This window comes from Dyella japonica A8 (assembly GCF_000725385.1).
Lineage (GTDB): Bacteria > Pseudomonadota > Gammaproteobacteria > Xanthomonadales > Rhodanobacteraceae > Dyella > Dyella japonica_C.
In genome coordinates, this window is record NZ_CP008884.1 from 1,232,251 (window position 1) to 1,247,197 (window position 14,947).

At 63.0% G+C, this 14,947-nt stretch carries 4 protein-coding genes; 1 reads left to right on the top strand and 3 read right to left on the bottom strand.

Features of this window, described 5'->3' with window-relative positions:
• Nucleotides 1-54 precede the first annotated feature (54 nt).
• The gene (locus HY57_RS05075) at nucleotides 55-729 is read right to left on the bottom strand and encodes a response regulator transcription factor (RefSeq protein ID WP_019464954.1); all 675 of its coding nucleotides are present in this window, start codon (nucleotides 727-729) and stop codon (nucleotides 55-57) included.
• A gap of 680 nt (nucleotides 730-1,409) precedes the next feature.
• On the opposite strand from HY57_RS05075, the gene HY57_RS20760 reads away from it, so the two are divergent.
• Entirely contained in the window at nucleotides 1,410-2,417 is a 1,008-nt protein-coding gene (locus tag HY57_RS20760; RefSeq protein WP_144240773.1) for an AraC family transcriptional regulator, read from the top strand.
• A 154-nt stretch (nucleotides 2,418-2,571) separates the two neighbouring features.
• Here HY57_RS20760 and HY57_RS05085 read toward each other — a convergent pair whose 3' ends face one another.
• A complete protein-coding gene (locus HY57_RS05085) occupies nucleotides 2,572-4,275 on the bottom strand; it encodes a ShlB/FhaC/HecB family hemolysin secretion/activation protein (protein WP_038579406.1) in 1,704 nt (567 codons plus the stop codon).
• A 56-nt stretch (nucleotides 4,276-4,331) separates the two neighbouring features.
• Nucleotides 4,332-14,774 (bottom strand): YDG domain-containing protein, encoded by a 10,443-nt coding sequence (locus tag HY57_RS05090; RefSeq protein WP_081870086.1) that lies wholly within the window; start codon nucleotides 14,772-14,774, stop codon nucleotides 4,332-4,334.
• Nucleotides 14,775-14,947 lie beyond the last annotated feature (173 nt).

Here is a 14,947-nt window from a genome sequence, read left to right on the forward strand (position 1 = left end):
AGCAACCCGCCGCCGCTACCTGAGCCAAACGCCGGCTCATTTTTCCATGGCCGCCTAGGCCATCTCCACGGCCCTCCCGAGGGACCCTTCGCTCCCATAGAGCTCTTCTTCAAAGGGCTTTATGCACTGCAAGAGTGTCATGGTGGCCTCGGCATTGAATATTTTCATGATCGTGTACTTGTGCGACTCCACCGTCCGATGCGAGATGCCAAGCTCCTGACCGATACGCTTGGAAGTCTTTCCGGCAAGGATAAGACGAAGCACTGAACGTTGACGGTCGGTGAGTTTCTGAAACCGGCCATAATCGTTATTCGCAAGACGCCTGAATGTCGAAAGGGCGACATACGGTCGCCCTGACAGTGATTGGCTCATTGCTTCAAGCAATGTCTCACTCGAACGATGTTTTGGAACGAAAGCCGATGCCCCGCTCTTCAGGGCGGCAGAAGCGACCGCTACGGAGTCATGCTCGCTGATGACAACGTAAGTTGCCGGGAAACCCTCCTCTTTCAGTCGCCGTAAGACCTGAAGGCCGGTGCACTCGGCCATGGATGCGTCGAGTACGACGACCGCGGGTTTGCACTCATGTATTGCCAGATAGAGTGCAGGACCCGTCTGGACCATCCGAACGATGTCGAAGCGCTTGCTGAGGACATGTGCGAGGCATTCACAGATGATCCTCTGCGGGTCGGCAACGATGGCCTTCGGTCGCTCCTTGTGCATGGCTGCCATGATGAGCTCGGTCGATGTGAATGCTGGTCGCTGGACAAGGGTTTGGGCGTCCCATGCAAATATATGTTTCCAGATGCCTCATCACCGTGAGGTGATTAGCCGCGAGATGGGGCCTGTCCGGAAAGGACAAAGTGGCTCGCGTCATGCCGGCTGGACTTCTGTTAGCTCATGCTCGGTGAGGCTTGGCGCATACGTCAGGATGGTCGCTCGATTTGTGGGAGTATCGTCGTTCCTCACCTCGGGGATTGCGTGACGTCGACTGGGCTGCCTTCTTTTTAAAGCCTTTGGTCGTCAAGGTCGCGAGTGGAAGCTTGAATCAGCGTGCATGTCATTACAGAACGAGGGATTTAGCAGCAGGCGATCGGATACTGTTCGCCGCATCCGGAAACTTCTACGTAAAATCGGAAAATTAAGGGACAGAAAGCGGCGCGGGCTCCGGTGTCATCGGCAGTGCATCGACGCTCTTCGCAACCCTGCCGGCGGTGTGCGCCGCCGTGTCTTCATCCTTGGACGTTGCACGCCCGAATTCACGGAACATTGACGCAGCTTATCGATTCTTGACAAGGTGAGCATGACAGTCGGCGCCTGCATAAGTTGGCGCAAACGGCCGTCTGAAGTGTCCTTGGTATGAATCTATCTGTAGTGGGTAGCCTCGCTGGGAGCGAGAGGGGTCATTCGGCGTGGAAGGCCGCATCGACTCGACGGGAATGTGTTCCGCCATTGGGGGTGCAATGGTTCGCTTGCTTGGACTCGCTTTTGACGCCTTTGAAGAAGCGATGCGCGGCGTCTCGGGCCGCTATGTTCCCCTGAAACGGAATACGGACGAATGGGGCATGCAGTACATCGTGCTGGCCGACATCGAAGTGATGCTTGGCCACAACGGTGGAGGGAGTATCTACGAAGGTGCATGCCAGCCAGAGAACTTCGGGTTGTTCTTTCCTTTATCGCGAACTGGCGACGTGATCTTGAACGGTCAGCCGATGGGACAAAGAACCATCGCGTGGCTAGTGCCGGATCGACATTTTCACTGCTACAACAGTGATGTGTTGCGTTGGGTTGGCATCAGTGTCGGGTGCGGCACGGTCCGCCATTGGCTGAATGATCTGGCGGAGGATTTTCGTCCCGGCCCGGGGGAACACCTTGTTGGCCAGTCGATGCCGAGCCTCGTCGCAGGCCTGGGTGATCTTGTGTGCAGGATCTTCCGGGTCAGCGATGTCGCTCCGGAGGCTTTGGAGGACATGAGCGCCCGTCGCACGTTGTACGAGCAACTCGTGTCTGGCATTTACGATGCGGTGCAGGCTGTTGAGCCCTTGCCGTCAACCGCGCACGGCCGGCCAAGACTGGCACGCAAGGAGATCATCCGCCGGGCGCTGGATCTGCTCGATATGGAGATGAGCGAAACACTGCTCGTTACGGATCTGAGTCAGGCCGCGGGAGTATCGAGCCGCACCCTGCAGACGGCGTTCCTGGAGCATTTTGGTCTGACTCCGCATCGATTCCTGATGCTGAGGCGGCTACGCGCCATCCATGAGGCATTGCAATCTGCCGGGCAGACGGAGACGGTTGCGCAGATCTGCGGGCGCTTTGGCGTATGGGATTTCGGGCGGTTTTCCCGTAGCTACAAGCACATCTACGGTGAGCTGCCATCAAAGGTCCTGTCGAGGGGGCGTCCCGCGGTCCCGGCCTGAGCAAGCGCAGGCAGCTGCGTGGCAGGGCGCGTGGTTTCACCGGTCTCCCGCTGCCGGCATCGCGTGAGCGCGTACATCTATTTTTCAACACGTTTCGCGCCAGCGCGTCGGGCCTTGCACCGGCCGGTCCTCATCGCTGAAGGTCGCCCGGTGATCAGTAGAACGCCTTGCGTACCTGTGCCCAGACATGGGTGGAGGTGTCGACCCGGTCGCCAAGCAGTGCCGGTGTGCCGCTGACAGGCTTGGCGACGGTCGCCGCCAGATGCCAGCCATGCGTCGCCGCCCAGCTCAGGCCGAGACCAAGGCTGTCCAGCCGCGCGCTGTTGGTGCCAGGCAGGATGGGCTTGTCGTAGATCTGCACGCGGCCGCTATCGAAGAAGGCCGTGAACTGCCAGACGCCAGGTGCGGAAGAAAACACCATGTCGTGGCGGTACTCGACGGTAGCCAGGCTGCCGATGGTGCCGGCGATTACGCCCACGTCGTAGCCGCGCACGCTGTCGGGGCCGCCGAGGAAAAACTGCTCGGAACTGTCCAGGTTCTTGTTCGCCGTCTGGGCCGAGAAGCCGAGGTACATGGCATTGGTCGCGTCAAGCTGCTGCAGTCGCGAGATCGAGAACTCGAACTTGGTGTAGCTTCCGGCGGTCTGTGCACCGAAATAGTCGAAGAACGCCGTCTGGAAGTTGTCGGTAAACAACCGTCCATAATCCACCGAGATGCGCGCGTTGGTCACGCCGGTGGCGTCGATCTGGTCACCGGCCAGGGTGGCGCTCCAGCGATCGATGTGGCGGTCGTTGTTGAGGCCGATCACGTCGATTCGGTCGTCCAGCCGGCGGTGGTCGTACTCGACCATGGCATACAGGTTGCCCGCGGTGTTTCGGATGATCGGCTGCGACAGGAACACACTGCCGACGCTGGCGGTGCCGTGCGCATCGAGGTTGCGGGCATCGCCGCCGAGGCGATAGTCGAGCCCGGAGTAGGCGATGCCGATGGTGGTGCCATAGCCATTGAGGCGATAGCGGTATTCCCCTCGGCCATACTTCATGCCACTGCCGCTGGTGATCGCGTCGAAGTCGAGCAGGTCGCCCTGGCCCAGCGGACTGTTGATGGAGATATTGCCGGTGGCGCGCACGTCACCGGTGTACTGCGCGGCGAAGTTGTCCAGGCCCACCTCGCCACTGAAGCGCGCTTGCGGGGTGACATCGACCTGCAGGTCCGACGTGCCCACGCTTTGTCCCGGGTGCATGGTGGAATTGACGGTGGCGCCGGGGACATCCGTAAGCAACAGCAGGCTGCGCTCCAGCGTGTACTCGGTAATCGGCTGCCCTGATTCCAGCGACGCCAGTGGGGCATGGAGCACGCGGCTGGACACATAGCTCTGGTTGTTGACGGTGACGCTGCCATAGCGAGCCTCGGCCACATCGATACGCACCACGCCATCCTTGATGGTCTGCACCGGCACATAAGCGGTGGCCAGCGGATAGCCGTGCTGGTGATAAACCTCGCTGATGCGCAGGGCGAGCGCGTCCAGGTCACTCAATGACAATTCCCGGTTTTCACCGGAAGCCACCGCCGCGTGCAGAAGATCGGTGGGGAGCTCGGTGTTGCCGGTGATCTGGATGCTCTTTACCAGGAAACGCGCCGTGCTTTGCGAGGCGCTCTGCGCCTGCGGCTGAATGCTCAGGCCGAGCTTCGACGGGGGGTCGGCTGGCGGCCGCGTCACTTGCTGCAAGAGCTGGCCACTGCTGGTCGGCGGCGTCACGGGTTGGTTCTGTGCCAGCACCGCATGGGTGTTCAGGGCGATGGCGATCGCCACGCAGAGACGGATACCGCGTGAACTTGCCGAACGCATCGATCGCATGAGCTCAAACCTGTGCATGGAGGGGAGGTAGCCTCGGCGGGCCTTCGCGGGTGGGATCACGGCAACCTCTCCGCGGGCAGGCGAATGCCGCCGTCGACGACCTGCAGCGGCAAGCCGGCATGGAAGTCCGAACGGATGCGATTGCGCTCCAGTGGGTGGTCGGCCTCCTGCTTCTGGTTGCCGGTGACAGCCCCCATGGCATTGGCCGGCGCGGTGCCGTATGGCGTCTCGATGTCGTTGTGGGCGAAGGGCGACTGCAGCACCGCCAGGAAGCCAAGCGGGAACGGATGCGGCAGCGGCGGCGTGGGCGGCCCGATGGGTTGGGTGATATTGGCGGTGAGTCCGGCGGGCTGCTCCAGCACGTAGTTTCCGGCGTCGCTGCCGCTGAGGGTCATGCTGGTGCTCACCGGTTTGTTGTTGCCGACGCTGGGGTCGTTGAACGTACCGGTGGTGTCGTTGCCGAGGACCACGGTATCGCCGTTGAGCACGCCGCTTAATGTCGCGTCGCTCAGTACGTCGCTGGTGTTGCCGTCATAGACCTTGTCATGGGCGACGGTGTCGATCACCGCCAGCAGCGCTGGCGTGACAGTGACCCAGTCGATGCCGCCGGCCAGGGTGTAGTTGCCGGCAAGCGCGCCGTTGTTGCCGGTCAGCGTGAAGCCGGACAGGCCATCCGCCGCAAACGCCTTCTGTTGACCCACGTTCTTGTTCGACAGGATGCCCGTGCCGGTGAGCGTGAGGGTTTCGCCATTCACGCCGGCCAGCACGCCGTTGTTGCCGAACAGGCTGGCCGGCGCATTCGGGGTGGCATCGTAGACGCGCGTGCCGGTGAGGTTGAGAACGGCCGGGTCGATGCTGGCGTGCGCTATGGCGATGTTGTTGAAGCTGTAATTGCCCGCGTCGGTGCCGCTGGCGCTGATGCCGGTGACGGTGACGAGTTTGCCGGTGCCCGCATCCTTGGTGGCGAAGTTCGCCGAGCCATCGCTGAAGCTCACGTTGTCGCCGGCCAGCACGCCGTTGCCCACCAGGTCCACGCTGGCGGCGGTGTTGCCGTCATAGGTCTTGTCGCTGGCGCTGGCGGCGACGTTGATGGCCAGTGGCGTGATGGTTACCCAATCGGTACCGCCGACGAAGGTGTAGTTGCTGGCCAGCGCGCCGTTGTTGCCGGTCAGCGTGAGGCCGGGCAGCAGGTTGGATGCAAATGGTTTCTGGCTGCCCACGTTCTTGTTGGACAGGATGCTGCTGCCGCCAAGGGTGAGCGTTTCACCATTCACACCGGTGAGCACGCCATCGTTGCCGAACAGCGTGGCGGCGGCCACGGCGCTGCCGTCGTAAACGCGCGTTCCGGTCAGGTTGAGCACATAGGGGAGGATGCTCGCCGTCGTCGGCACCGTGGATGGATAGATGTAGTTGCCGGCATCGCTGCCGCTCAGATTGACCCCGTGCACCACGATGGGCACGTGGGTGCCCACGTTGGGTGAAACGAACGCGGCCGAAAGGTAGCTGATCGCGATGTTGTCACCGGAAATGATGCCGCCGTAGTTTGCACTGAGTAGCGTCGCCACCGTGGTGCCGTCGTAGATCTTGTCGGCGACATTGGCCGTGACCACGATGGGCTTGGGTGTCACCGTCACCCAGTCGGTGCCGCCGGCGAAGGTGTAGTTGCTGGCCAGTGCCCCGTTGTTGCCCGTGAGGCTGAAGCCGTTGAGGCCAAGCAGCGCAAATGGTTTTTGGATGCCGGCGTTCTTGTCGACCAGGTTGCCGCTGCCGCTGAGGGTGAGCGTTTCACCATTGACGCCGGTGAGCACGCCGTTATTCCCGAACAGGCCCGCATCCGCGGTGCGGGTACCGTCGTAGATGCGCAGTCCCGTAAGGTTGAGGATGAATGGCGTGATATTGGCGGTCGTGGTGGCGGTGGGACTGAAGATGTAGTCGACCGCGTCGGCACCGCCGTCGGTGATGCCGGTGACCGTGATCAGCTTGTTGTTACCGACGTTTCTGGTGTCGAAGTTGGCGGCGGCGTAACTGAAGTTCACCGTGTCGCCAGCGAGTATGCCGGTGGGTGTCAGCGAGACTTGTGCGGCCGTGCTGCCGTCGTAGACCTTGTCCTGCCCGGTGGCGGCAAGGCTGATCGGCAGCGGGGTAATGGTCACCCAGTCGGTGCCGCCCGTGAGTGTGTAGTTGCTGGCCAGTGCGCCGTTGTTGCCGGTCAGCGTGAAGCCGGCCAGGCCGTTCGTCGCGAATGGCTTGCGGATGCCCGCGTGTTTGTCCACCAGGGCGCCGCTGCCGCCGAGGGTGAGCGTTTCGCCCTTGACGCCGGCAAGCACGCCGCTGGTGCCGAACAGGCTGGCGGCGGCGCTGGCCGTGCCGTCGTACACGCGGGTGCCGGTGAGGTTGAGGATGTACGGGGTGATGTTGGCGTAGGTGGTGACCGAGCCGGGGAAGGTGTAATTGGCAATATCGTTGCCGCTACCGCCGATGCCGGCTACGGTGATCAGAAGATGGTTGCCTGCGTTGGACTGGGCGAAGTCGGCGCTGGTGTAGACCAGCGAGGCGCTGTCGCCGGCCACCAGGCCATTGACGGTAAAGCTGCTCAGCTGGGCAGCGGTGGTGGCGTCATAGACCTTGTCCTGGCCGACCGCGGTGACCGTGAGCGCCTTGCGGGTGATCGCCACCCAGTCACCTACCCCGGTGCCCAGCGTGTAGTTGCTGGCCAGCGCACCGTTGTTGCCCGCAAGCGTAAAGCCGGCGAGGCCGTTTGCCGCAAAGGGCTGGGCCGTGCTGGCATTTTTGCTCGCCAGGGTGCCGGTGCCGCCCAGCGTGAGTGTTTCGCCGTTGACGCCGGTGAGTACGCCGTTATTGCCGAACAGGCTGGCTGCCGCGCTGGTGGTGCCGTCGTAGACGCGGGTACCTTGCAACGTAAGCAGATAGGGCGTGATGTTCGCGCTGGTAGTGGCGCTGGTGTTGATGGTGTAGTTGCCCGCGTCCGCGCCGCTGTCGCTGATGCCACTGACGCTGACCGGCTTGCCATTGCCGACGTTGGGGTTGTTGAACAGGGCGGAGCCGTAGCTGAAGCTGACCGCATCTGCTCCGAGCACGCCGCTGCTTGCCAGCGTGACGGTGGCGTTGCTGTTGCCGTCGTAAACCTTGTTCTGGCCCGTGGCATCAACCGTAATGGAGCGGGGGCTGACCGTGACGAAATCGTTGCCTGCCACGTCCAGCTGGTAGTTGGTGGCCAGGCCGGTGCCGTTTGACAGCGCGAGTGTGCCGAGGCTGGACAGCGTCTCCCTGCCGACATTCTTGGATACCAGCGTGCCCGCGCCGGTCACGTTCAGCGTCTGCCCGTTGAGGCCGGTCACCACGCCGTTGTTGCCAAAGACGGCTGCCGCGGCGCCCATGGTGGCGTCGTAAACGCGTGCGCCGCTGATGGCCAGGATATAGGGCGTGATGTTGGCGGTGGTGGAGGCGGTGGTGTTGAACGTGTAGTTGTTCAGATCGCTGCCGCTGCCGGTGATGCCGGTCACGTTGACGGTGATGCCATTGGCAGCATCTGGCGTGACGAAGTTGGACGGTCCCGCGGTGAATGTCAGGTTGTCGCCCGCCAGCACACCGGTGGAGGTTGCCGTGGCGGTAGCTGTGGTGGTGGTGTCGTAGACCTTGTTGAGGGCGGTGACATCCACCGTGATGGGCCGCGCCGTGATCGTGCCGGTGAGCCCGGAGGGCTGGGTCAGCACATAGTTGCCTGCATCGGCGCCGCTGATGCTCATGGTGCCGGCGGCCACGGCCTTTCCGCTGCCGACGTTCTTGTTGTCGAAGGTTCCCGTGGTGTCGTTGCCCAGGGTAACCGTATCGCCATTGAATACACCCACCAGTTGCGATCCCTGCAAGGTGGCTGCGATGGTGGCGTCATAGACCTTGGAGACCACCGAGGTGCCGCTTACGCTCAGGGCGTAGGGAGTGATGGTGACCCAGTCCGTGCCACCGACCAGCGTGTAGTTGCTGGCCAGTGCGCCATTGTTGCCGGCCAGCGTGAAGCCACTGAGGGAACTGAAAGCCTTCTGGTTGCCGACGTTCTTGTCGACCAGCGTGCCGCTACCCGACAGGGTGAGCGTTTCACTGGCAACGCCAGTCAACACGCCATGGTTGCCAAACAGACTGGCGTTGGCGTTGACCGTGCTGTCGTAGACGCGCGTGCCGGTGAGGTTAAGCACATAGGGCGTGATGCTGGCGGTGGTGCTGGCCGATGTATTGGTGAAGTCATAGTTGCCTGCATCGGCGCCACTCTCCGTAATGCCATTGACGGTGACCGTCTTGCCTATGCCGGCATCCTTGGTATCGAAATTGGCCGTGCCGTAGCTGAAGTTCACCGTATCGCCCGCCACCACCTGCGGGCTGGAAAGGGAGACGGTGGCAGTGGTGTTGCCGTCGTACACCTTGTCCTGGGCCGTGGCATTCACGGCGGCGTTGATCACCAGCTGCGTGATGTTGGCGGTCAGGTAGCTTGGCTGGATCAGTGTGTAGTTGCCGGCGTCGGTACCGGAGATGGTCATGCCGTTGGGGCTGCCGGTGGGATTGATGGTGCTGACCGGCTTGCCGTTGCCCACATTCTTGTTGTCGAAGGTTCCCGTGGTGTCGTTGCCAAGCGTGACCTGGTCGCCGCTGAGTACGCCGCTCAGGGTGGCGCCGCTGATCGTGGCATTCGTGTTGCCGTCATAGACCTTGTTTGCCGCCACGGCGTTGATCACGTTCAGGGTGGCTGGCGTCACGTTGACCCAGTTGTTGGTGCCGTAGGCGTAATTGCTGGCTTTGGCGCCGTTGTTGCCGGTCAGGGTGAACGCGGTGTTGACGTCGGTGATCGTCTCCTGGCCGACGTTCTTTGACGCCAGGGTGCCCGTGCCGGTCAGCGTGAGTGTTTCTGCCGGTGCGCCGTTTCCGCCAGGGATGCCGTTGATGACGCCATTCGCGCCAAACAGTGCGGCGGCGGCATTGCGGGTGGTGTCGTAGATACGCGTGCCCTGCAGATTGAGGATATACGGCGTGATGTTGGCCGTTGTCGTGGCGGTGCGGCCGCTGTTGGTCAGGTGGTAATCGTAGGCATCGGCGCCGGTCAGCGTGATATTGGTCACGGTGACGGTCAGGTTGTTGGCGACATCGGCCTGCGAGAAAGTGGACGAGCCCGCGGTATAGCCGACATTGTCGCCAGCGATCAGGTTGGGGATGGACAGGTAATTGACCGTGGCCGCGTTGGTGCCGTCGTACACCTTGTTGTTGCCGGTGATGCTCACCGTCACATCCAGCGGGGTGATGTCACCGGTGACTCCGGTGGGCTGGACCAGGGTGTAGTTGCCGGCATCGGTGCCGGTGATCCCCATGTTGGTGCTGACGGGCTTGCCGTTGCCCACGTTCTTGTTGTTGAACGTGCCATTGGTAGCATTGGTCAAGGTGACATTGTCGGGGCCACTGGCACCGGTGAGCACGCCATTCAGCGTGGCGCCGCTGAGCGTCGCCGCCGTGGTGCCGTCATAGACCCTGGTTCCCGCCGTGGTGTTGAGCACGGTCAATGTAGCCGGCGTGATGGTGACCCAGTCATTGGCGGCGACGTTCAACTGGTAGTTGGCGGCCAGGCCAGAGCCATCGGTCAGTGCAAGCGTACCCAGGCTGCTGAGCGGTACGTGTATGCCGACGTTCTTGCTCGACAAGGTGCCAACGCCAGTCAGCCCCAGCGTCTGGCCGTTGACTCCGTTGACCAGGCCGTTGACGGAGAACACGCTGGCATTCGCAAGGGTGGTGGCGTCATACACCCGCGTGCCGGTGAGCGTGATGAGGGCGGCCGTGATCTCGCCCAGCGGGCCGGTGGCACTGGTTGGCAGCAGATAGTTGGACAGGCTGGTGCCGACCGCGGATGAATAGTTCGATGGTTCCAGCGTGGCCTGCAGACCGATGTTGGTGCCGACGTTGGGCGACAGGTAGCCCGCGCTGGTCACGCCATTGATGCTGCCGCTCTGGCCGCTGACGAAACCGGTGAGAGTGTAGTCGCCGGACGTAAGCGTGACCGAGTTGGAGCCGTCGTAGGCCTTGATCGGGTTGCCGGTGATGCTCACCGACAACGGCGCTGGCGTGATGTTCGCGGTGAGTCCGTAAGGCTGCGACACCGAGTAATTGCCGGCCTGCGCACCACCCAGTGTAAACCCGCTGGTGGTGACCTGCAGGCTGTTGCCCACATTGGAGGTGATGAAATTGCCGGTGCCGCCGGACGAGTTGAGCGTGACCTTGTCCGTGCCGAGCACGCCACTCAGGGTGGCACCGCTGGTGTTGATGGTGGCTGTAGTGGTGCCGTCGTACACCTTGTTGTTGGCGATGGCGCCGTTGACGATGAGCGGGGCGGGCGTGATGTTGGCAGTCAGTCCCGCGATCGGCTGCAGCAGATAGTTGGCCGCGGCGGTACCTGAAATGGTGAAACCATTGGCGCTGACGGCGATGCCATTGCCTACGTTCGCCTGCGCAAAAGTGCCGCTGGTGCTGGTATTGAGCGTGACGTTGCCTACATCGCCCGCCACCAGGCCGGAGAGCGCAGCGCTGCCGACGTTGAGCGTCGCCGCGGTGGTGGTGTCGTACACCTTGTTGTTGGCGTACGCGTTGATGATGTAGAGCGGCGCCGGATTGATGGTGCCCGGGCCTGCGGCCGTGGTGGCCAGTTCGTAGTTGCTGAGCAGCGTGCCGCTGTTGGCGGTGTAGTTGCTCGGCACCAGCGATCCGCTGATGTTCCAGTTTCCGGCGCGGGCAAGCGCATAGTTGAACTGCGTGGTTGGCGTAAGGGTGGCGCCTTCGCCGCTTACGAAACCATTGATCTGGAAGTTGGTGCTGGTGAGCCGCGCCAAGGCGCTGCCGTTATAGATCTTGGTCGGGTTGTTGATGATGCTGACGGTCAGCGGCGCCGGGATGATGGTGCCGGTGCCGTAGGCGTCCACGGGGAAGGTGTAGTTGTTGAGGTCTGTGCCAGGGTTGGGTGTGAAATAGGATTCCAGTATCGATGCGTGCACCGGCTGCGAACCTGCATTCTTGGTCGCGTAATCGCCGATCACGGTTTGATTCACGGTGGCTCCCTGGCCAGGCGCGAAGCCCGACAGGGTGAAGTCGCTGGCCGCGATGATGGCCGTGGTGGTGCCGTCATAGACCTTGGATGGGTTGCCCGTGATGTTCACGGTGAAGTAGCCGGGACCGATCTGCCTCTTGTAGATCGTGCCCATGCCGTTGGCCGTGGTGGGCAATACGTAATCGCTCAACAGCGTGTTGGGACCCGCTGCGAAATTGCTGGGCGAGAGCGTCGTGGTGACGTTCCAGAAACCGGCATTGGCCGAGGCATAGGTGCCGGTCGTCGGTGCCGGACTCAGGTTGATCTGCTCGCCGGGAATGGTGCCGGTGACGGCATAGTTGCCCGGCCCCAGCGTGGCGACATCGTTCCCGTCGTACTGCTTGCTCGGATTGTTGACGATGTCGACCTGGATCGGCTGCGGCTGGATGATGCCCGTGGAACCGACCAGGCTGGTGGGAAAGCTGTAGTTCGACATCGAGGTGCCGGTCGCCGGGCTGAAGTCGGATGCCGTCAGCGTCGCGGTGACGGCAATGCCGGTGCCGGCATGCGGCGTGGCATAACCGCCGGACACTTGCGTGATGGTGGCGCTTTGGCCCGCCACGAATCCCGAGATGCTGTAGTTGGACTGGTTCAGCACCACGGCCGTGGTGCCGTCGTAGACCTTGGTGGGGCTGCCCAGGAAGTTGATGGTCAAGGGGGCGGGCGTGATGTTGGCGGTGACGCCTGCCAACGCTGCGATGCTGTAATTGCCCGCCGCCGACCCGGACAGCGTAAAGCCATTGGCCGAAACGGCCAGGTTGTTGCCCACGTTGGATTGGCTGAAGGTGCCGGTAGCGCCACTGGTCGACAGACTCACGTTGCCCGCGTCCGAGGGAACCAGGCCGCTGACCGTCGCGCTGGACAGATTGAGCGTGGCCACATTGGTGCCGTCGTACACCTTGTTGTTGGCGGTGACGCCCGCAATGGACAACGCCTTTTGCGTGATGTCGGCGTGCAGGTAGTCCGTCGGCTGGATGAAATAGTTGCCTGCCTTGGTGCCGCTTAGCGAGAAGCCGCTGGCCAGCACCTGGATGCCGTTGCCGACATTTGGCGTGACGAATGCCGCGCTCGCGCCCGAGGTACCCAGGGTGACCTGTCCGGTGTCGGTGCTGATCAGGCCGAACAGCGTGGCACCGCTGGTACTGAGGCTGGCTGCCCGGGTGCCGTCGTAGACCTTGTTGGATGTGGCCAGGCCGGTGACCAGCAAAGGTGCCTGTGAGATGGTGCCGGTGCCCGTTGCGCTGATGGGCAGGCTGTAGTTGGCGAGGTTGGTTCCGCTGTCGGCCACGAAATTGGTCGGGGTAAACGTGGCGGTGACCGCAATGCCCGTGCCCGCGTTGGCGCTGGCATAGTTGGCTGAACTGGCCTGGTTGACGGTGGCTCCCTGTCCTGCGACGAATCCGCTGAAGCTGTAGTCGTTGGCTCTGAGCGTCGCGTTGGTGGTGCCGTCATAGACCTTGGTGGGATCGTTGACGATGCTCGCCGTCAGTGGTGCAGGGGTAATGGTGCCGATGGCGGCGCTGGCCGTGCCGCCAGCCTTGTAGCCATACACCGGCAGGCCCGCGGCGGTGACGATAGTGACGTTGGCCAGCGACGTGGGCGAGTTCACCACGATGCTGTTGCCTGCGTTGGCGGTGGCATACGTGCCGATGGCGCGGGTGATCTTGTCACCGTTCACCAGGCCCGTGGTCTGCAGGTTGGCGCCGGTCAGGGTTGCCGTAGTGGTGGCGTCGTACACCTTGCTTACCGTGCCGGTCAGGCCGGTGAGGTTGATGGTGGGCGCAAGGCTGTAGAGGAAGCCGTTGCCGCTGGCGGCAGGCGTGGTCGAATAGGGCGCGTTGTACTGGACGAAGGCGGGCGCGAGCCCGCCGGTGGTGTCGTTGGCGGGATTGCTCGAGTAGATCAGCCATGGCGCCGACGTGCCGGTGCTGACCGCGCTCGCGCCACCGTTGTTGATGAAGTTGCCGGCGGTCGCCAGGGTCACGCCTTTGCCACCGGTGATCGTAGCGCCCGAGCCGATGGTGAGGTTGGAAGCGCGGGCCAGCAGGGTGACCTTGCCGGCGCCACCGATCGGTGCGTTGACGTTGATCGCGTTGTACGCATCCAGGGTCAGGTTGGCGGCGGCGTTAGTCCAGCTGATTGGGGCAGCCACGGTGATGTCACCACTCCCGGGGCTCTGCAGGCCAGCGCCGGACGCACCTGTCGCGGTCGTCTGCTCCACGACGCTGGTGCCGCCGTTCAAGGTGGTGGAAATAGTGGTGGCCGCGGCGCTGTCGATCGTCAGGTCGGTCGGGTCGACCAGCCAGGTTCCGGCACGGCCGTGCGGTGCGGCAGCGGTGATCTGGGCGTCGGGCGCCAGTGCGAAATGCGCCGCCGAGGTTTCGATGAGGCCACCGTCGCCACCATGCGGTGCGCTGGCATCGAGCTGGCCGCCGACGTTTACCTGTCCCGCCGACATGCCCGCCATCAGCGTGATGGTGCCGTTGTGGTTCTCCACGGCCTGCGCGCGTATCTTGCCGCTGTTGTTCACGGCGCTGGCGAGCAGCGAGTCCCTGGCGCCCGCGGTCATGATGACCTGGCCGCCGTCGGCGAGCAGCAGCTGGCGGTTCTCGGCAAGATTGTTGAGCGTGCTGCGGTCAACCTGCACGTGAACGAGCTTCGAATCGCTGAACGTGAGCGTGATCGCGCTGCCACCGGCCAGCGCCACCGAGCCGAGCGTGGCGCTGATCACGCCCTGGTTGGATACCTGGTTGCCAAGCAGGGCGACATAACCACCAGTGGCAGCGTGGATCGTGCCCTGATTGACGACGCTGCCGGTACCGGACCCACTGAAGCTGTGCTGGTTCCCCGTGAGGCTGTCATTGCCAGGGTCCAGCGTGGAGGCAACCAGGCCGCCTACGTTCACCTGTGCGCTCTGTCCAAACAGTACGCCGTTGGGGTTGATCAGCCAGACCTGGCCGTTGGCATTCAGATGGCCAAAGATGTCACTGGGTGTATTGCCGAGAATGCGATTCACCGCGATGGCACTGCGCCCAGGTTGCGCAAAGTTGACCGTCTGGTCCGCGCCGATGTTGAAGCTCTGCCAGTTGAGCTGAAGGGTGGGGCTGTTCTGCTGGATCGTCGTGGTCGAGCCGCTCTGCTGGATGCTGCCACTGCCCGCAATGATCTGGCCGCCGGTGGGTCCGCTCGCCGCTCGCGCCATGCCAGTCATCGCCAGAGCGCTGGCCAGGACCGACAGCGCCAGCACCTGTCTGCGCCTGTCTTGCCCCTTCCGTGCGGGCGGCGTGGACCGGTCACTGGCCAACTCAGAGGCGACCACCCACTGACGAAGAACTCGGTTCCAGCACAGGCGGTAAATCTGATTCATGGTCTTGGCACCTCTGGAAAACCGGGACAACACGTCCCGGCGTTGCCTCCGGACGAGCGGGCACAATCGCGTCGGCCAGAACAAGCCATTTGGTTTTGGATGGGTCTGCTACATCTCGCGTAAACGTCGCGTTCGACCATGGGCCGGCGCGGGGACTGAGCGCTTCACGCGGT